An 18,705-nucleotide genomic window follows, 5' to 3' on the forward strand; every position below is an offset into this window, starting at 1 on the left:
CGCTGCTGCCTTCGGGTCGAGCTTCCTGCATCCTGAACACGTTCCAAATGTCCTCGTGGCTCCCTGCTGCGGGGATATTGCTTCCTACCCGTGCAACGGTTTTCGCTCCCAAGGTCTCCTCAATGCAGCTATTTTAATCATCATCTTCCATGGTTAGACCACTGCTACTATTTTCCTTGCTAACCAGCTGTGCGCTGCCTGGTTTCAGCCAGGGGCGCGACACGGCCCTGGCGGTGCATAAGCTGTTTGTGCAGCGGCGCGGAGGCGGCGAAGGTTGGGCCGCTACCGGCCTCGGGACCGCGGTTGACGAAAGCGTTGGCAAGCGCTCCAGCACCGACAAAACCCATAGCAATGTGGCATCAGCGGCTTTTTATGGCGGGGTACCGCTTGCGCTGGGAATGCGGCAAGCCATTCGCTTCAGCGAGGAGCGCGAGGCTTTCATCCTAAAGCAGTATGCCGAAGGATGGTCCATACCACCCGACATTCGCCGGAAGCTGAAACGCAAGCACTTCCGGCGCACGACGCGCGATGTACTGAATGCCAAACCCTGATTTGAACGCCCCCGCCGCCCCGCGCGCCGGGGGCGTTCGGCTTTGTGGCTACCTTTGCGCCACCAAAATCCCGCCCACCCTTATTCCCAAAATACCCCTCCTTACTATGGCACGAGTGGAAATGACGATGCCCAAAATGGGCGAAAGCATCATGGAAGGCACCGTCCTGAAATGGCTCAAGCAAGTCGGCGACGCGATTGAGCAGGACGAATCGGTGCTGGAAGTGGCCACCGACAAAGTAGACACCGAAGTGCCGGCCATTTATGCGGGCGTTTTGCAGGAAATTCTGGTGCAGGAAGGCCAGGTCGTGGCCGTGGGCGCTCCCATTGCCGTCATGGAAACTGACGTGGCCGCCCTTGCCGCGCCCGCCAGTGCGCCGGCCGCTCCCCAAGCCGCCGTGCCCTCGCAAAACGGCAGCGCGCACGCCGTGCCCTATTTGCCAGAACAGGGCGACCCGCGGACTGCTCAACCGGCTGACCAGGTTGCTCAACCAATGGCCGGCGCCGTGCACCAGCCCGGCCGTTTTCTCTCGCCGCTGGTGCTCAGCATTGCGCGTGAGGAGGGCGTAAGCATGACGGATTTGGAATATCTGCCCGGCACGGGCAAAGAAAACCGGGTTACCAAGAAAGACATCCTTGACTACGTGGCCAACGGCAAGCAGCCGCTGGCGGCCAGCACCGCCGCGCCTGCGGCGGCGGCCCCCGAAGCTGCCCCGGCGCCCGTGGTTCAGCAGCCGCAAACCACGCCAGCCCCTCAACCTGAGCAGCCAGCAACCCCCAATCAGCAACCGGCAATTCCTACCCGGCCCGCGCCCAGCGTAAGCGGCGGTCAGGAGCTCATCGAAATGGACCGCATGCGCAAGATGATTGCGCAGCGCATGGTAGACTCCGTACGGATTTCGCCGCACGTGACCAGCTTCGTGGAGGCCGACGTGACGGACCTCGTAAACTGGCGCAACAAGCACAAGGACGCTTACAAAAAGCGCGAGGGCGAAAATCTCACCTTCACGCCCATTTTTGTGCAGGCCGTGGCCCGCGCCATCCAGGACTTTCCGCTCATAAACGTGTCGGTTGACGGCGATTACATCGTCAAGAAACGCGACATTAATATTGGCGTGGCCGTGGCCCTGCCCAGCGGCAACCTCATCGTGCCGGTCATTCACAACGCCGACCAGCTCAACCTCAACGGCCTAAGCAAGAAGGTGAATGACCTGGCCAATCGCGCCCGCGCCAACAAACTCAGGCCCGAGGACCTGGAAGGCGGCACCTACACGCTGAGCAACGTGGGCTCGTTCGGCAACGTGATGGGCACGCCCATTATCATGCAGCCGCAGGTGGCCATCATGGCCGTGGGGGCCATCAAGAAAAAGCCCGCCGTGATTGAGACGCCGCAGGGCGACCTGATTGGCGTGCGCCACTTCATGTTTCTCTCACACAGCTACGACCACCGCGTGGTCGACGGCTCGCTGGGCGGCATGTTCGTGCGTAAAGTGGCCGATTACCTAGAACAGTTCGACCCGAATACTGCGATTTAGGCGGTCATTTTTGCGGGGGTAACGGGCCCGGGCCACCCGACCAGGCTAGTTGGTTTGGGAGACGAGGCCAACTGATTTAGCCAGCCCGGCCGGACGTTTTTTTGTTGCAGTACCATGAGAAACATCATCACCATCGCCGCGCTGGTTTTGGCGCTGGGCCTTATCGGGTACCTCTACCAACAGCTTTCGGCCACCGAAAACGCACTCCGCTTGTCCGAAAAGCGCTTTGCTGACTGCGAAAAGGTGTCGTTTCAACTGCAGAACCAACTAGCTACGTTGCAGAAGCGGGAGGCGGATGCGAGCGCACGGTAGCGTACACCCAAGCAGGCCGCGGTGCCGGCCGAACCAAAAAATGCCACTTCCCGCTGCTGGGAAGTGGCATTTTTAAGTACTTATGCACGAATACCTGGTGCGCTGGCGGCCAGCTACAACGACCGCAGCGCCTGCTCCAGGGCGGCAATTTTCGCCTCGGCATCGGCCAGCTTCTGCCGTTCGCGCTCCAGCACGTCGGGCTTGGCGTTTTGGGTAAACTTCTCGTTGCCGAGCTTTTTCTGCACCGAGTCGCGGAAGCCTCGGGCGTATTCCAGCTCTTTTTCCAGGCGGGTACGCTCGGCGCCCAGGTCGATATTGCCTTCGAGCGGGATGAAAAACTCGCCGCCGCCAAGCACAAAACTCACCGCCGCGGCCGGACCAACCTCGGCAAACGTCACCTCCGCGATGCTGCCCAGCTTGCGGATGATGCCCTCGTAATTGGTCAGCAGCGCGGGCTCGTCGGTTTTGGCCACCAGGGCCAGGGGCTTGTTAGGACCGAGGTTTTTCTGGTTGCGCACGGTGCGGATGCCGGCCACGATGGCCAGGGCTTTCTCCATGCCGGCCAGGAGTTCGGCGCTGTTGGCCGTTGCGGCAGCTTTCGGCCAGGGGGCCACGCACACGTAGTCGCGCTCGGCGCGCTCGGCCAGCTCGTGCCACAGCTCTTCGGTGATGAAGGGCATGAAGGGATGCAGTAGCTTGAGCAGGGTTTCGAGGTAGGCCGTGGTGTGGCCCAGGGTTTCGGCGTCGACGGGGTGCTGATAGGCGGGCTTTACCATTTCCAGGTACAAGGCGCAGAAGTCGTCCCACACCAGCTTGTACACCATCAGCAGCGCGTCGCTCATCCGAAACTTCTCGAAATGGTCGTCCATCTCCCCGATGGCGGCCTGCAGCTTGGCGCCGAACCAAGCCACGGGCTTCTCGTTCACGAACGGCAGGGTAGCGTCCACCTCCCAGCCTTTCACCAGGCGGAAGGCATTCCAAAGCTTGTTGCTGAAGTTGCGGCCTTGCTCCACCAGCTTGAGGTCGAAGAGCAGGTCGTTGCCGGCGGGGGCCGAGAACAGCATGCCGGTACGCACGCCGTCGGCGCCGTACTGGGCAATGAGTTCCAGCGGGTCGGGCGAGTTGCCAAGCTGCTTGCTCATCTTGCGGCCCTGGGCGTCGCGCACGATGCCGGTGAGGTACACGTTTCTGAAAGGCACCTCGTGGCGGTACTCCAGGCCGGCCATAATCATGCGGGCCACCCAGAAAAACAGAATGTCCGGGCCCGTCACCAGGTCGTTGGTGGGGTAGAAGTAGTTGATGTCGGCGTTGTCGGGGTCCTTGAAGCCGTCGAACACCGAGATGGGCCACAGCCACGACGAAAACCAGGTGTCGAGCACGTCCTCGTCCTGCCGCAGCTCGCTCAACTGCAGGTCCGCTTTGCCACTCTGGGCGCGGGCCTGCGTCAGGGCCGCTTCGGCGGTTAACGCCACCACGAAAGTGCCGTCGGGCAGGTAGTAGGCCGGAATTTGCTGGCCCCACCAGAGCTGACGGGAGATGCACCAGTCGCGCACGTTCTCCATCCAGGCCCGGTACATGTTCTTGAACTTGGGCGGGTGCAGGCGCACGGTGTCGTTTTCCACCGCTTCCAGCGCGGGCTTGGCCAGGTGCTCCATTTTCAGAAACCACTGCAAGCTGAGCTTGGGCTCAATCACGGCCTTGGTGCGCTCCGAAGTCTGCACGATGCTGGCGTACTCCTCAATTTTGTCGAGCAGCCCGGCTTCCTGCAAATCCTTGGCAATTTGCTTGCGCGCGGCAAACCGGTCCTGGCCCACGTAGAGCACGGCTTTCTCGTTCAGCGAGCCGTCGTCGGCCAGAATGTCAATGACCGGCAAGTGGTGCCTCACGCCCAGCTCGTAGTCGTTCAGGTCGTGGGCCGGCGTCACCTTCAGGGCACCGGTGCCGAAATCCATGCTCACGTACTCATCACCGATTACCGGGATTTCGCGGCCGAGTAAGGGAATGCGCACCTTCGCCCCAATCAGGTGCTGGTAACGCGGGTCCTTGGGATTCACCGCCACCGCCGCATCGGCCATGATTGTTTCGGGCCGCGAGGTAGCCACGGTGATATAGTTGTCAGTTGTTAGTTGTTGGTTGTCAGCAATCTTTTCATCACTGACAACTGACAACGGAGAACTGACAACTTCATACCGTAGGTAATACATTTTAGCCTGCACGTTTTTGGCAATCACCTCCTCGTCGGAGATGGCGGTGCGGCCTTCCGGGTCCCAGTTCACCATGCGCACGCCGCGGTAAATCAGGCCCTTGTTGTACAGGTCCACAAACACGCGGAGCACGGCTTGGGTGAGTTCGGGCTCCATCGTGAAGCGGGTGCGGTCCCAGTCGCAGGAGGCGCCCAGCTGCTTGAGCTGCTCCAGGATGATGCCGCCGTACTTTTCTTTCCACGCGAAGGCGTGGGCCAGGAACTGCGCGCGGGTCAGGTCGCTTTTGGCAATGCCCTGCTCCTTGAGCTGGGCCACCACTTTGGCCTCGGTGGCGATGCTGGCGTGGTCGGTGCCGGGCACCCAGCAGGCTTCCTTGCCCTGCATGCGGGCGCGGCGCACCAGCACGTCCTGGATGGTATTGTTCAGCATGTGCCCCATGTGGAGCACGCCGGTCACGTTCGGGGGCGGGATGACAACGGTGTAAGGCGCTTTTTTCGGGTTGGGACGGGCCTTGAAAAAGCCTTGCTCCTGCCAGCGCTGGTACCATTTGGCTTCAACGTCGGTGGGCGAATAGGTGGTGGCGAGGGACATAGAAAACGATGCGGGAAGCAGAAAAAGCAAAAATAGGCATTAGAACCCGGGGCCGTTGGGGGCGCCCGCGCGCCGAGGTGCCGACCCACGGCCCGTTGCTTCCTCCGCGCTTGTTCACGCAAACTTCATCCCGCAACATGCTTGGCTCAAAAAGAACTCAACCCCCTGGCTGCAGCCCGCCCCACGTTCGGTGCCCGGAATAATTTTAGCTTGACCGTCAACAAGATAAATTAGCTGCTGAGTATGTTACTGATTTTGCATCAGATGCTGTGCGCTGGCGTCCTGCTTGACGTTACCGGCCCGGCGACAATTCCCACGCAAGAAAGTTTAATCACACGATTGTACCTTCCGAATAATTACAAATTTCTTTGGTATCAAGCACAGATGGCTGCGCTGTTTTCTTTTCGTAAATCTGCGCCCGTTGCAGTTGCGCCGCCGGCCGAGGTGCCGGCCAGCCTCGGCACCATGCGCATTGGGCTGGGCCAATTGCTGGTGGAAGGCGGCGAGCCCGCCCGCAACCTGGCCCGCGCCGTGGAGCAAATTGCGGAGGCCGCCGCGCAAAACTGCGACCTGGTCCTGCTGCCCGAAACCCTGGACTTTGCCTGGACCCACCCCAGCGCGCTTTTCGAAGCCCAGCCCATACCGGGCCGGTACAGCGACCAGCTGTGCCAGGCCGCCGTCAAGCACGGCGTGTACGTGTGCGCGGGCCTCACCGAGCGCGCCGCCGACGGCCGCAACTACAACGCGGCCATTCTTATTGACCCCCAGGGCGCAATCATTGTCAAGTACCACAAAATCAATTTACTGGCCGTGGAGCAACCGTTCTACGCCGTGGGACAGACCCTGAACGTGGTGGATACCCCACTGGGCAAGATTGGGGTCAACATCTGCGCCGACAACTACCTCGACGGCCTGCCCATCGGCCACACGCTGGCCCGCATGGGCGCCGAATTTATTCTGGCCCCGGCGTCGTGGACCGTGGATTATTCCATCACCGAAGAGCACGACCCCTACGAGGAAAAATGGGTCCGCCCCTTTTCGATTCTGGCCAAGCTGTACAACGTGGTGGTGGTCAGCACGACCTCGGTCGGGTACATCGTGGGCGGCCCTTACGAAGGCAAAAAAAGCGTGGGCTGCTCGCTGGCCGTCGACGCCCACGGCATCCGGGCCCAAGGCGCCTTCAATGAGTTTGCCGGGCAGTTGGTGGTCGCCGACCTCGCGCGGCCCCACCGGCCCGAGCGCGGCACCGAAATTGGCCTCATGCTCCAGCGCAAGGGCTACCAGTTCGACCGCTTGCCCTGATACCAGCCGGTTTTACTCGCTCCCTGGCCCACCCCCACGCTTCGTCCTCCTTTACCCTTCTGCCGATGCTGCCCGCCCCCGTTCATTTTCGCCGGCCCCCAAACCCGACCCCTTTTGCTTACTCAATTACTCCCCGACAACACCCAGGTAGCTTCGCCAGCCGGTCCCGATTACCGGCGCTGCACCCGCTGCCTGATGGACACCACCGCCCCGGGCATTGCGTTTGACGCCGCGGGCACTTGTTCGTTTTGCGCGGTGCACGACCGCATGGAACGCGCCTTTCCGCTGGGCGAAGCCGGCCGCGGCACCGTACAGCGCCTGACCGATGAAATGCGCCGGACCGGCCGCGGCCGCCGCTACGACTGCGTGGTGGGCGTGAGCGGCGGCCGCGACAGCTCCTACACCCTGTGGTACTGCGTAACCCAGCTCAAGCTGCGCCCGCTGGCCGTGCACTTCAACGACGGTTTTGGCAACCCCGTGGCCGGCGAGAACATGATGCGCACCTGCCAGCGCCTGGGCGTGGAGCTGCGCACCGTCACTTCGGACTGGCGGGAATCGAAGGACCTCAAAATTGCTTTTTTGAAAGCTTCGGTGCCCGACATGGAGGAAGGCACCGACCTCGGCATTGCCACGGCCCTGTACGGCGTCGCCGCCAAAGAGGGCATTCAGCACCTGGTCATCGGCCAGTCGTTCCGAACCGAGGGCATTGCCCCGCTGAGCTGGAACTTCCTGGACGGCAAGTACCTGCGGGCCGTGCACAAGAAGTTTGGCACCGTGCCGCTGCGGCGCTGGCAGCCCAACGACCCGGGGTTCAATCTGGGCATCAAGGAGATGTTTTACTACGCCTTTGTGCGGCGCATCAAAACCGTGACCTTGCTGTATCACCTGGACTACGTGCGCACCGAAGTGGACGAGCTGCTGGCCCGCGAGCTGGCCTGGAAAAGCCCCGGGGCCCACTACTCCGACGACCTGTATCAAAGCCTGATTTACTACCTCAACCGGGTCAAATTCAACATCGACCGGCGCCTATTCAACTACTCGGCCCTGGTGCGGTCGGGCCAGATGAGCCGGGAAGTGGCCCTGGACCGCATTTCGCGGGTCAACATCATCGAAGACGAAGCCGTGATTGACCTGTGCATCAAACGCCTGGGGCTCACCCGGGCGGAATTTGAGCAAATCGTGGCCGCGCCGCCCAAGACTTTTCGCGACTACCCCAACAGCTATGCTTTTCTGCGCCTGTTCCGCGGGCCCATCAAGCTGATGAGCCGGCTGAACCTGATTCCCGAATCGGCCTACGACAAGTTCTTCAACTGCGGAACCTGAGCCTGTGGTAAGTTAAAAGCTATGAGCTAAAAGGTAAAAGGGAGGAGTTAAAAACCACGACGGTCTTAACCCTTCCCTTTTACCTTTTAACTTTTACCTGTTTTTCCCTAAGCGGCGATGTGGAGCCACTCTTTCTTTTCGAGCAGGCGCTCGCGGGTTTCACGGTAGTCGGGGTCGTCCACGCAGCAGTCCACGGGGCACACGGCGGCGCATTGGGGCTCCTCGTGAAAACCCACGCACTCAGTGCACTTGTCCGACACGATGTAGTAGTATTCGTCCGACACCGGGGTTTGGGGCGTGGTGCCGGAAACCACGGCGCCCTCGCCGGTTTTTACCTCGGTCAGGGTGGTGCCGTCGGCCCAGCGCCATTGGGCGCCGCCTTCGTAGATGGCGTTGTTGGGGCATTCCGGCTCGCAGGCACCGCAGTTGATGCACTCGTCGGTTATCATGATGGCCATGGGGCGTCGGGGGTCAGGGGGTGAAGGGGGAAACCAAAGCGGAACAGACGAGTCTTACGTAAAACGCCCGGCCCGCGCCGTTCTTCGGGCGGGCAAAATTAACCAACAACGGCCGGGTTTGCATGGTTTGACCCAATTTTGCGCCGCAATTGCCCAACCGGACCCGCCCCTACCCGCCGGCCCGCCCTCCTTTTCCATGAATCATCCCGCACGCTTAGCTGCTTTTGTGGCTCTGGGCCACCGCCTGGCCTCTATTTCTCCCGACGAGCTCACCGCGCTGGCCGCCCACGCCCGCAACCAGAACGCCTGGTTCGACGAGCCCAGCGTGACGGCCGCCGTGGCCGGCCTGGCGCACCTGCTGGCCGAAGCGCCGCTGCGCCACTGGGCCGCCCGCTACCCACCCGAGCCCACCACCGTGCACCAGATTGGCGTGGTCATGGCCGGCAACATTCCCCTGGTGGGCTTCCACGACCTGCTGTGCGTGCTGCTCAGCGGGCACGTGCTGCTGGCCAAGCTCAGCGCCGCGGACACCGTGCTGATGAGCTGGCTCCTGGAAGAGCTTACCCGGCTGGAGCCGCGCTTCGCGGATTTTATTCGGGTTTTGCCCCGGCTGAACACCGCCGACGCATTCATCGCAACCGGCTCGGACAACACGGCGCGCTACTTCGAATTTTATTTTGGCAAGAAGCCCCACCTCATCCGCCGCAACCGGACCAGCGTTGCCGTGCTCACGGGCCGGGAAACCAGTGCTGAGCTGGCGCTGCTGGGCCCCGACATTTTCCAGTACTACGGCCTGGGCTGCCGCAACGTGAGCAAATTGTTTGTGCCGGCTGGCTACGACTTCGTGCCCCTGCTCGACGCCCTGCAAACCTGCGAAGGCGTGCTGAACCACCACAAGTACAACAACAACTACGACTACAACAAGAGCATTCTGCTGGTGAACCGGGTGCCGCACTTCGACAACGGCTTTTTCCTCGTTACGCGCGACCCCAAGCTGGTGTCGCCCATTTCAATGGTGTACTACGCCGAATACGCCAATGAAATTGACTTGGTGGACCAACTCACCGATGTGGCGGCCCAGACGCAGTGCGTGGTGTCGGCCGGGGCGCGGTTTGCGGGCAGCCTGCCGTTCGGGCAGGCCCAGGTCCCCGGCGTGGCCGAGTACGCCGACCGGGTGGACACCATGGAATTTCTGGCCCAGCTTGTCTGAACCGCGAATTTATCTGAACCGCGAATTCATCGGATTGGCCGGGTTCAGGCCAGCAAATTCAGCGTGCGCTCAATCATGGCGTCGACTACCGCCCCGGCGTTTTCGGCGAATTCACCGGTGGCACGGTTGGCCACAATGGCGTTGAGCGAAAGCACCTCGTGGCCCAGCAGGCGGCCCAAGGCGTAATAGCCGGCGGTTTCCATCTCAAAATTGCTCAGGCGAAATTCCCCCTCGGCGCTCTCGTGCCGGAAGCCTCGCAGGCGCTCGATGTAGTCGGGCTGGCGCAAATCGAGGCGCAGGCTGCGGCCCTGAGGCGCGTAGAAACCGGGGCACGTGAGCGTGTTGCCCATCAGGAGGCCAGCGCCCAGTTGCTCGCGCAGCAGGTCGGAGCCGCGCACGACGTAAGGGGCGAAGGGCAGCGCCAGCGCCTGCTGCAGCCCGGTGGCAATCTGGGTTTCCAAGCCGGTTTCCACCAGGGGGTAAAAGTGCATGAGGCTGTCGAGGCCCACGGCGTGCTCGGTGGCCAGCAGGGCGCCAAGGGGCACGTCGGCCTGCAGGCTGCCGCTGGTGCCCAGCCGGATGACGCGCAGGCTCAACCGCTCCTCGGCGGGGCGCACGGTGCGGGCCACGAAATCGATGTTGACCAGCGCGTCCAGCTCGTTCATCACGATGTCGATGTTGTCGGTGCCCATGCCGGTGCTGAGCACCGTGAGGCGCTTGCCGCGGTAGTAGCCCACGTGGGTCACGAACTCGCGGTGCGCGCCTTCAAATTCCACCGAGTCGAAATGCCGGCTCACCTGCGCCACCCGCCCGGGGTCGCCCACGGTGATGATGGTGTCGGAAATGTGGTCGGGCAGCAGGTTGAGGTGGTAAATGCTGCCGTCGGCGTTGAGAATGAGTTCGGAGGAAGGAATCATATTTCAATGAGGAATGAAGAATGAGGAATGAGGAATTGTGGGAGGGGAATGAGGAAGTAAACCATGCGCGAATTCCTCATTCTTCATTCCTCATTCTTCATTGAGCCTTAGCGTACGACGCCAGGCCCTGGGCGGGGCGGTAGTGGTTGCTGGGCTTGGGGTAGGTGCCGGTGCCGTCGTAGGGGCGCTTGTCGGGGTGGGCGGCACAGGCAGCGGAGCAGGCGCCTTGCAGCTCGGTGGCGCAGGTTTCGCACAGGGGCAGGTGGGCGTTGCAGTGCGGGTTGGCGCAGTTCACGAGGCGGTTGCTGGGCTGCTGGCAGGACTGGCAGCGCGAAATGACCGTGGGGTTTACGCGGTTCACATCCACGGCCACGCGGTTGTCGAACACGTAGCATTGGCCGTCGAAGTCCTCGCCCCCGGCCTCGATGCCGTACTTGATGATGCCGCCGTGCAGCTGGTACACGTTTTCGAAGCCTTGCTCCAGCAGGTAAGCGCTGGCTTTTTCGCACTTGACACCGCCGGTGCAGTAGGTCAGGATTTTCTTGTCCTTGAATGCTTTGAGCTGCTCAACCCGCGCGGGAAAGTCCCGAAAGTTCTCCAGGTCCAGGGTAACGGCGTTTTTGAAGCGGCCGAGGTTGTACTCGTAGTCCGAGCGCACGTCCACCACCACCACGTCGGCGCGGTCCTTCAGGGCCTTAAACTCGGCGGGCGACAGGTGCTGGCCGGTTTTCTCGTACGGCCGCACGTGGCGCAGACTGCTGTGCACAATTTCGGGTTTTACGCGCACGTGCAGCTTCTGAAACGTGTGGGCGGACGCGTCGTCAACCTTGAACTCCAGCGCGGCAAAGCGCGGGTCAGCCTTCACGGCGGCCATGTAGCGCGCGCAGTTTTCCACCGTGCCCGACACCGTGCCATTCAGTCCCTCAGCCGCCACAATGATGCGCCCGCGCAGGTCCAGCGCCAGGCACAAGCGGTGGTGCTCCCCCCGAAACTGCTCCGGGTTTTCGAGCGGCGTGTAGCAGTAATAAAGCAGAACCTGATACATCTTCAATTAAAAATTATGAATTAAAAATTATGAATTGTCCACCGACGAAACCAGACCCGACTATGGTCCATTTAAATCGCCAATTTTTAATTCATAATTTTTAATTTTTAATTAAACCTTAATGGCCGGGTTGCCAAATACCGTTTGGCCAGCGGGCACGTCGGCCACCACCACTGAGCCAGCTCCCACGCGGGCCTTATCGCCGATTTTGACGCCGGCCACCACCACGGCGCCAGCGCCGATGAAGGCCAGCCCGCCCACCTGCGCGTCGGTACCGACCAGCGCGCCGGTGCCCAGTTGGGCAAAGTCGCCCACGGTGGCGTGGGCTTCCACCACGGCGTTGGCGCCCACCAGGCAGCCGTCGCCGAGGGTAGCGGTGGCCGCCACCACGGCGTTGGGGCCCACGTAGTTGCCGTGGCCCAGCGTGGCGTGCACCGATACGCTGGCGCGCTGATGAATGGCGTTGACGGGCACGGCCTCGTACTCGGAGCGCAGCATCTCGGTGAGGCTGCGGCGGCTGGCGCTGTCGTCGGTGGCCACGAATACTTCGCACTTCTTGCCCAATAGCTTGAGCAGCTCGCCGTCGTCGGTGTTGCCCATTACGGGCACGTCGAGCAATTCCGTGCCTTGCAGCTTGGCGTCATCGTCGAGCAGGCAGTACACCACGACGTCGTTAGAGAGAAAAGCATCGAGAGCGGCCGTGCCCACGGTTTGGGCACCAAGAATGATAACGGGGTTTTCCATGGGTGGGGTTCGGATTGCTCGGCCTAGGCAAACCGGCAGCAACGGGCTATAAAAATTCTACCAAGAAGAACAAAGGTACGGCACCGGCCGCAGGGGCTGTTTTGGCCCGTTGCCGGGTGCTACGGCTGCCCGGGCTCTTTGCTCATGCCCAGCCGCCGCAACACGGCCGCCGCGTACTCGTTTTGTAGCAGCAGCAGCACCGCGTACGGCAGCAGCCCACTGCGGTAGCGGTGCAACGAGCCCAGGTTGGGCGTGCTCAGCCCCAGCAGCACCGCCAAGGCAAGGCAGTGCACCCCCAGCGCCAAGGCCACGCCAAACGGCAGCTGCCCTGCCCGCCCGCGCCCCACTGCCACCAGCGCCAGCGCTATCAACGTCAGCAGCAGGGCGTTTTCCAGGCCCGCGGCAACGTACAAAAATCTTCTGGACTCGCCGAGCCAAGGCCTGGCGAAGGCATTCACCGCGGCCTTGGGCACGTGGCGCAGAATGCTGGCCGGCGTGGGCTGCAGGTCCGGGTACTCGAAGTGCGGCTGCCCGGCGGAGGCGCCCAGGTGCCGGCTGTAAATGCGCACCACCTGGTTGGTGAATTTATTCAGCCGGAAGGCCACGCTCACCTCCGAAGCCAGCCACGCGCCACTACCCAGCACCACCGCCAGCACCAAGGCCTGCGCCCAGCGACGGCGCGCCAGCCCCACCCGCTGGAGCAGTTGCACCAGGGCCAGCGCCGCGAGGGCTCCCAAAAGCGGGACCGCGAAGAAATAACGCATTTTGAAATGCAGCACCGCCAGCACCGCCAGGCTCGTTGCCTGGCCCCACAGCACCGGTTTGGGGGCCGCCGGCTTCCCGAAAAACAGGGCAATGAACAGCGCCAGCAACCACGCGCCGCTCCCCAGCACCACCGACTCCTTGGTCACGCCCGAGGCCCAAAAGACCATCGATGGCCACAGCAGAAAGCCAACCACGCCCGCTCCGCCCGGCGTGTGCGGAAATACCTGCCCCAGCGCCCGGACGAGCGCCCAGCACCCCACAAAGCTAAATGCCGACAGGTACAGCGCGTTTAGCCAGTCCGTATTGAGCGACGCCAGGTTGAGAAACGCCAGTATCTTGATGAAGAAAAAGGTGTTGGACATTCCGTAAAACACCAAGTCCTGGCCGGCATGGTGGAGTTCCTCGCCCCACAGGGTGCGCAGCGCTGCCCCCGGCTCGGCCCACATCTGAGCCGTGAGAATCCGACCATTGAAGCTCATTACTTGGGCGTCGCGCACTAGTTGCCAGCCGGTTATAAAACCCACCAGCAACCGTAAACCCAATCCCGCCACCAGGGCCCCGCGCCACCACCCGGCCCCGGCCCAACGCCACTGCCGCCCGAGCCACGGCAGCAACACGGCCAGCAGGGCCGCATTCAACAGCAAGGCCAGCGCTGTTTTCACCGGGCCACGCGGGGTTGCTGCACCAACCGGCTGCCAATGGCGCAATGCAGGCAGCGGCGCGGGGCGCAGTAGTTCTTGTGCAAGGCCAGCAGGCCCTGCGAGTCGGCCGCAGTGCGGTGAGTGAACCCCAGGCTTTCGTACGCGTGGGTGTACTGGTTGTGCTCGGCCGGGAGCTCGCTGAGCAGGGCCACGCTGCTTTCCACCAGCGCGGGCTGGCCCACGTGGCGGGCGTAGGCCACGCGCAGCGGCACCACCACGTTGGTGACGAGCAAATCGGTGCTGCTTTTGCCCAGGGCCGGCACCTTGCCGGGCCGCCCGGGTCGGAAGTGGGTGCGCCAGTAAAGCGGCACGGGCGCCCGAAAAAACTCGGCCAGCGCGCGCACGCTGCGCGCCGTCAGCAGGGCATCGAACAAGGCCGGTCGGGCGTGGAGCAGCCCCGCGAGCTGGCCGAGCCGGACGGGCGGGAAATTGGCCGGCCGCAGGCGCAAGTAGTTCCACTCGTGCGCGAGCAGCGCCGCGCTGCCCAGGTCGTACTTGTGCCGCAGGAAATCGTATTCCTGCCTCAGGTCCTGAATGTAGTTGTCGGCGGCAGTTTCTTCGTTTTCAACCAGCAAACCGGCCTGGCCAAACAGCAGGGCTTCCACCTGCCGCTGGTCGTGGCGGTGGCGGCGCAACACGGCCAGCGGCAGCGCTTTGGCAAGCCGGGCCAGGGGTTCGCTGTTTTTTTGAAAACCGAATGCCGCCAGGAGCGCGTGGTACGTGGTGGCCTCCCAGTCCTGGCCGAGGTGCCGGTGCAGCGCCATGATGACGTCGGCCTTTTGCTCCACGCGCTCCAGCAGGGCGCGCTCGGCCATCATCGTCCGGGTGATTTCGGGCACCAGGCCCAGCAACGGGGCGCAGGGCAATGGGGCCGCCGCGGGCGCTTCGACCAACGTCTGGTAGCGGGCCAGCAGCTCGGGCGACAGCCGCGGCTGCAGCGCCAGAGCCGGAATAAGGCTGCCGTTGGTGCGGGCCACGTCGGCGTCGTGGCTGCCCACCACGTGCAAAACTACTTGGTCGTATTTTGGGTCGGTCTGGTGGTTGTGCCGGGGCCAGTCCGAAGCCCGAAGGTGAATTTCTACCGCGCCGTTCCATTCTACTTCGCCGAGGCGCAGCCGCGCGTTCAGGAAATCAGGGCCGGCGTCGGCGTTGCGGTGGCCGGGGCGCAACACCTGAATTTCTTCGCCGCCCGCCGTTCGCAGGTCGGTTTTGTCGAAGTACTGGTGCTGCCAGACGTAATGGAGGAAATCTTCACGCATGGCCGCAAATCTAGTTGTCAGCTGCTTGTTGTCAGTTACTGAAAAAGCTCCGGCGTTTTCGTTCGCAAAACACCGCGGCCCGCCTCTTTCGAAGCGGGCCGCTAAAAGGCATCGGCCTGACAACTGAAAACGAGCAACCGACAACTAAAAACCTTACCGCAGGTCCACCACTTTCACATTCTTGTACTTGGCCTTGTCGAAGGCAAACGTGGTGGCGTCCACGGGTGGATTGGGCTGGAATTTCTTGATGTAGAACGTGTACTGGTTGCCGTTCTTTTTGTACATCTGCCAGCTTTTTACTGACGCATCTTTTTTGCGCACCTTCAGCCGCACCTTGAACACGTCATTCTGGCGGTTTTCCGGCGACAGCTCGATGACGTCAACGGCTTCGCCGGCTTCCTGCAACTGCTGCACGTAGGTATACTTGTAGCCTTTTTTGTACATCGTATAAATCTGCGAGGGCGACATTTCCTGCGAGTCCGGGTCCGAATCAGAGATATTCACCTCGTTCTCGTTCTTGAGGTAAGTCCAGGTCGTTTTGCCGTCGTTGATGACTTCCTGGCCGCTTATTTTCAACCGAAACTTCTGGCCACTCACCACGATGTCGCCGTTGATGTTCTGCTTAACCTTGGCGCCAGGGTTTTCCAGTGTCTGCGTAAACGTGGCCTGGAAAGCCTGCAACGCCTGGTACTTGGCGCTCATCTGGTCGAGAATTTTGCCGGCCTTGGCATCCTGCTGGGCGGCGGCGGGCAACGCCAGCGCGCCCGCGAGCAACAGCAAGAGAAATGATTTTTTCATGAGGGAGGGAAGGTACACTGAGCGCGTCGGTGTTACGCTCGGATTACGTGATACGGATTTCGTTTAACAAACGACCGGCCAAAATGCTCAAAAAGGTGCCTGGGCAGAAAATTAACCAGCCAAGCCGCTCACCTCAATCCCGCGCCCGTCTTCGTTGGCGCACCTCAGCGGGGCGTGCAGGAAGGGCGGCCGGCGAAGCCACGGCGCTACTTGCTCATGCTGTTGAGCAGCTGCTCCAGTTGGTACTCGTCCGTCACGAGCACGTCGCGGGCTTTGCTGCCCTCGAAGGGGCCCACGATGCCGGCGTGCTGGAGCTGGTCGATGAGCCGGCCGGCCCGGTTATAGCCCAGCTTGAGCTTGCGCTGGAGCAGGCTGGTGCTGCCCTGCTGGTGCAGCACGATGCAGCGGGCCGCTTCCTCGAACATGGCGTCGCGCTCGGTGGGGTCCAGGTCCTCGTTGCCGCTGCCCGCGTCGCCGTCGGCCCCGGCTACTTCGGGCAGCATGTAGGCATCCGAGTAGCCCTGCTGCTCGCCAATGTAGTCGCACACCCGGTCCACCTCCGGGGTGTCGATGAAGGCGCACTGCACCCGAATCAAATCCGAGCCGGCCGAGAACAGCATGTCACCCTGGCCGATGAGTTGGTCGGCCCCGCCGGTGTCGAGAATGGTGCGCGAGTCAATCTTACTGGTCACCTTGAAGGAAATCCGGCACGGAAAGTTGGCCTTGATGATACCGGTGATGACGTTCACGCTGGGGCGCTGGGTGGCCACGATGAGGTGAATACCGATGGCGCGGGCCAGCTGCGCGAGGCGGGCAATGGGCGTTTCCACTTCTTTGCCGGCTGTCATCATTAGGTCGGCCAGCTCGTCAATCACCAGCACGATGAAGGGCAGGAAGCGGTGGCCCTTCTTGGGGTTGAGGCGGCGCTCCACGAACTTGTGGTTGTACTCTTTGAGGTTGCGGCAGCCAGCTTCTTTGAGCAAATCGTAGCGCCGGTCCATTTCCATGCACAGCGAGTTGAGCGTGTTCACCACCTTTTTGGTGTCGGTGATGATGGGCTCTTCGGTGTCGGGTAGCTTGGCCAGGTAGTGGCGCTCAATCTTGTTGAAGATGCTCAATTCCACCTTTTTGGGGTCCACGAGCACGAACTTCAGGGTGGCCGGGTGCCGCTTGTAGAGCAGCGAGGCCAGAATCACGTTCAGGCCCACCGACTTGCCCTGGCCCGTGGCCCCGGCCATGAGCAAGTGCGGCATTTTGGCTAGGTCGGCCACAAAAACTTCGTTGGTGATGGTGCGGCCGAAGGCAATGGGCAGGTCCATTTCGGTGCGGGCGAACTTCTCCGAGCCCAGCACCGAGCGAATGCTCACCATTTCCTTCTTCGTGTTCGGCACCTCGATGCCAATGGTGCCCTTGCCCGGAATGGGCGCGATAATGCGGATGCCCAACGCCGCCAGGCTCAGCGCAATGTCGTCTTCCAGGGCCTTGATTTTGGAAATGCGCACCCCGGCTTCGGGCACGATTTCGTAGAGCGTAACCGTAGGGCCAATGGTGGCCTTGATGCTGGCGATGCTGATGCCGTAGTGGCCCAGGGTTTCCACGATGCGGTCCTTGTTAGCTTCGAGCTCTTCCTTGGTCACCTGGGCCTTGGCCTGGCCGTAGTCGTTGAGTAGCTCCAGGGTCGGAAACTGGTAGCGGGGCAGGTCCAGCGTGGGGTCGTAGTTCACGTTGGGCATGGCCTCGGCGTCCTCGTCCTCGTCGGCCACGGCGGCAATGGCGGCGCCCGCGTTGGGGTCGAGGTCGTCGCGGCCGGGAGTTGTCAGTTCCAGGTTTCTGGCGCCTGGTTTTTGGTTGCCGGCGGCGGGGGTTTTGGAGTCATCGGCCAGGTCGGCCAACGACAGCGGCGTGGGAATGGTGGACGAGGGGACGCCCACGGCCGGGTCCGGGGTGGGCATTTCAATGGAAAACGCCGGCCCCGCGGCGGCCACAGCCAGCGGCCCAGTTGCGGCCGTAGCCGTAGCCGCCGCGGGGGCTGCCAAGGCGCTAGTCACGCTCAAAGCCACGCCCGCATCGACGCGGGGCGCGGGTTCAAATTCGCGGGCGGGCAGCGCGTCCTCGGGTTCGTCGGTGCGAAGCTGCAGGGCGGGGCCGGCGGCCAGTGCTCCGCCGGCCGCCACCGTGGCCGCAGCGGTGACCGCCGACGCCTGAACGGCCGGCATTACCTTCGGCGGAACTGCCTCCGCTACAGCCTGCTCCGCTGCGATTTCCGCTTCCAGCTCGGCGTCCTCGTCGGCATCGTCCTCGGTGCCGAGGCGGCGGAAGCTGCCCAGGTTGATGCTGGTGACGTTGAAGAAGAACACCACGAACGAAATCAAGGCAAACGCCAGCAGCAGCACCGTGCCCCAGCCGATGAGGCTGTCGAGCCAGGAGGCGGCCTCGAAGCCCACGCCGCCGCAGAGGAAGTCCAGCCGGTGCGCCAGCGCGGGGTCGGCCCCGGGCGTGGCCAGGCTCACCACCACGTAGCCCAGCAGCACGCTGAGCCACGCCATCGAGAACAAGCCCAGGGCCAGCACGTAGCTCACCGAGCCGGTGGCCGACCGAAAGACAATTTTGTAGCCCAGAAAAAACACGATGGGAATGAGGGCAAACGCCGCCACCCCAAACAGCTTGTAAATGAACAGCTGCGCCGCCCAGGCGCCCAGCAGGCCCAGCCAGTTGCCGGATTCCTGCCCGGCTTCCTTGAGCGGCGTAGCGCCCAGGGCCGCCACCACGCTTTGGTCGGCGTGGCCCGTGAAGAGGAAGGACGTGAAAGCAATGGTGAGGTACAGGCTGCCGAGCAGCAGGCCAAACCCCACGAACAGGTGAAAGCGGCGGTCGCGCAGCAGGGCCAGCGCCTGGCTCACGCCGGGGAGCGGGCCCCGCGGGGCGCGGGGCGGCTTCGGGGCCAGTGCGGGCCGGGCGGGTTTGGGCACGTTGGCGGCGGGGCGGGGGGCG

15 protein-coding genes are annotated in these 18,705 nt (G+C 62.6%); 6 read left to right on the forward strand and 9 right to left on the reverse strand.

From position 1 onward, the window contains the following. The first annotated feature begins 176 nt into the window (after window positions 1–176). The 3 genes from RMO51_RS00175 (at window position 177) to RMO51_RS00185 (ending at window position 2,397) form a co-directional block, all read left to right on the forward strand. Complete coding sequence (locus RMO51_RS00175; protein ID WP_310390929.1) at window positions 177–551, forward strand: hypothetical protein; 375 nt, start codon at window positions 177–179, stop codon at window positions 549–551. Window positions 552–657: 106 nt separating this feature from the next. After that, the gene (locus tag RMO51_RS00180; protein WP_310390931.1) at window positions 658–2,085 is read left to right on the forward strand and encodes a dihydrolipoamide acetyltransferase family protein; all 1,428 of its coding nucleotides are present in this window, start codon (window positions 658–660) and stop codon (window positions 2,083–2,085) included. 114 nt (window positions 2,086–2,199) lie between these two features. Beyond that, a complete protein-coding gene (locus RMO51_RS00185) occupies window positions 2,200–2,397 on the forward strand; it encodes a hypothetical protein (protein ID WP_310390932.1) in 198 nt (65 codons plus the stop codon). A gap of 113 nt (window positions 2,398–2,510) precedes the next feature. Here RMO51_RS00185 and RMO51_RS00190 read toward each other — a convergent pair whose 3' ends face one another. Next, entirely contained in the window at window positions 2,511–5,192 is a 2,682-nt protein-coding gene (locus tag RMO51_RS00190) for a valine--tRNA ligase (protein WP_310390934.1), read from the reverse strand. A gap of 384 nt (window positions 5,193–5,576) precedes the next feature. Here RMO51_RS00190 and RMO51_RS00195 point away from each other — a divergent pair, with 384 nt between their 5' ends. Together RMO51_RS00195 and RMO51_RS00200 are read left to right on the forward strand one after the other, a co-directional pair. Further along, complete coding sequence (locus tag RMO51_RS00195; RefSeq protein WP_310390935.1) at window positions 5,577–6,494, forward strand: carbon-nitrogen hydrolase family protein; 918 nt, start codon at window positions 5,577–5,579, stop codon at window positions 6,492–6,494. A 114-nt stretch (window positions 6,495–6,608) separates the two neighbouring features. After that, window positions 6,609–7,817 carry an N-acetyl sugar amidotransferase gene (locus RMO51_RS00200; protein ID WP_310390937.1) on the forward strand — a complete coding sequence of 403 codons (1,209 nt, stop codon included), beginning with the start codon at window positions 6,609–6,611 and terminating at the stop codon, window positions 7,815–7,817. A 107-nt stretch (window positions 7,818–7,924) separates the two neighbouring features. On the opposite strand, the gene RMO51_RS00205 is transcribed toward RMO51_RS00200, so the two are convergent. Beyond that, a complete protein-coding gene (locus tag RMO51_RS00205; RefSeq protein WP_310390939.1) occupies window positions 7,925–8,275 on the reverse strand; it encodes a 4Fe-4S dicluster domain-containing protein in 351 nt (116 codons plus the stop codon). 196 nt (window positions 8,276–8,471) lie between these two features. Between RMO51_RS00205 and RMO51_RS00210 the strand changes: the two genes are divergently transcribed. Next, on the forward strand, window positions 8,472–9,485 hold the full coding sequence (locus RMO51_RS00210; RefSeq protein WP_310390941.1) for an acyl-CoA reductase: 1,014 nt from the start codon (window positions 8,472–8,474) through the stop codon (window positions 9,483–9,485). A gap of 44 nt (window positions 9,486–9,529) precedes the next feature. On the opposite strand, the gene RMO51_RS00215 is transcribed toward RMO51_RS00210, so the two are convergent. The 7 genes from RMO51_RS00215 to RMO51_RS00245 all read right to left on the reverse strand — a co-directional run. Beyond that, complete coding sequence (locus tag RMO51_RS00215) at window positions 9,530–10,402, reverse strand: nucleoside phosphorylase (RefSeq protein ID WP_310390943.1); 873 nt, start codon at window positions 10,400–10,402, stop codon at window positions 9,530–9,532. Window positions 10,403–10,499: 97 nt separating this feature from the next. Next, on the reverse strand, window positions 10,500–11,447 hold the full coding sequence (locus RMO51_RS00220; RefSeq protein WP_310390944.1) for a rhodanese-related sulfurtransferase: 948 nt from the start codon (window positions 11,445–11,447) through the stop codon (window positions 10,500–10,502). Window positions 11,448–11,558: 111 nt separating this feature from the next. Next, window positions 11,559–12,191 carry a NeuD/PglB/VioB family sugar acetyltransferase gene (locus tag RMO51_RS00225; RefSeq protein WP_310390946.1) on the reverse strand — a complete coding sequence of 211 codons (633 nt, stop codon included), beginning with the start codon at window positions 12,189–12,191 and terminating at the stop codon, window positions 11,559–11,561. Window positions 12,192–12,310: 119 nt separating this feature from the next. Beyond that, window positions 12,311–13,618, reverse strand: coding sequence for a hypothetical protein (locus RMO51_RS00230; RefSeq protein WP_310390948.1), 1,308 nt, complete (start codon window positions 13,616–13,618; stop codon window positions 12,311–12,313). After that, a complete protein-coding gene (locus RMO51_RS00235; RefSeq protein WP_310390949.1) occupies window positions 13,615–14,916 on the reverse strand; it encodes a DUF2851 family protein in 1,302 nt (433 codons plus the stop codon). The genes RMO51_RS00230 and RMO51_RS00235 overlap by 4 nt, the downstream gene beginning before the upstream one ends. Before the next feature lie 153 nt (window positions 14,917–15,069). Next, a complete protein-coding gene (locus tag RMO51_RS00240; protein WP_310390951.1) occupies window positions 15,070–15,714 on the reverse strand; it encodes an outer membrane lipoprotein carrier protein LolA in 645 nt (214 codons plus the stop codon). A gap of 206 nt (window positions 15,715–15,920) precedes the next feature. After that, window positions 15,921–18,705 (reverse strand): DNA translocase FtsK 4TM domain-containing protein (locus tag RMO51_RS00245; protein ID WP_310390953.1); only part of this gene is annotated, 2,785 nt, incomplete at its 5' end.

The sequence above is a fragment of the Hymenobacter sp. genome (assembly GCF_031398885.1).
Lineage (GTDB): Bacteria > Bacteroidota > Bacteroidia > Cytophagales > Hymenobacteraceae > Hymenobacter.

Excerpts from the sequence above, each read along its gene's own strand:
- RMO51_RS00210 (WP_310390941.1), top strand. The coding sequence starts at position 8,472 with ATGAATCATCCCGCACGCTTAGCTGCTTTTGTGGCTCTGGGCCACCGC.
- RMO51_RS00190 (WP_310390934.1), bottom strand. The coding sequence starts at position 5,192 with ATGTCCCTCGCCACCACCTATTCGCCCACCGACGTTGAAGCCAAATGG.
- RMO51_RS00240 (WP_310390951.1), bottom strand. The coding sequence starts at position 15,714 with ATGAAAAAATCATTTCTCTTGCTGTTGCTCGCGGGCGCGCTGGCGTTG.
- RMO51_RS00180 (WP_310390931.1), top strand. The coding sequence starts at position 658 with ATGGCACGAGTGGAAATGACGATGCCCAAAATGGGCGAAAGCATCATG.
- RMO51_RS00235 (WP_310390949.1), bottom strand. The coding sequence starts at position 14,916 with ATGCGTGAAGATTTCCTCCATTACGTCTGGCAGCACCAGTACTTCGAC.
- RMO51_RS00185 (WP_310390932.1), top strand. The coding sequence starts at position 2,200 with ATGAGAAACATCATCACCATCGCCGCGCTGGTTTTGGCGCTGGGCCTT.
- RMO51_RS00215 (WP_310390943.1), bottom strand. The coding sequence starts at position 10,402 with ATGATTCCTTCCTCCGAACTCATTCTCAACGCCGACGGCAGCATTTAC.
- RMO51_RS00195 (WP_310390935.1), top strand. The coding sequence starts at position 5,577 with ATGGCTGCGCTGTTTTCTTTTCGTAAATCTGCGCCCGTTGCAGTTGCG.
- RMO51_RS00225 (WP_310390946.1), bottom strand. The coding sequence starts at position 12,191 with ATGGAAAACCCCGTTATCATTCTTGGTGCCCAAACCGTGGGCACGGCC.
- RMO51_RS00220 (WP_310390944.1), bottom strand. The coding sequence starts at position 11,447 with ATGTATCAGGTTCTGCTTTATTACTGCTACACGCCGCTCGAAAACCCG.
- RMO51_RS00205 (WP_310390939.1), bottom strand. The coding sequence starts at position 8,275 with ATGGCCATCATGATAACCGACGAGTGCATCAACTGCGGTGCCTGCGAG.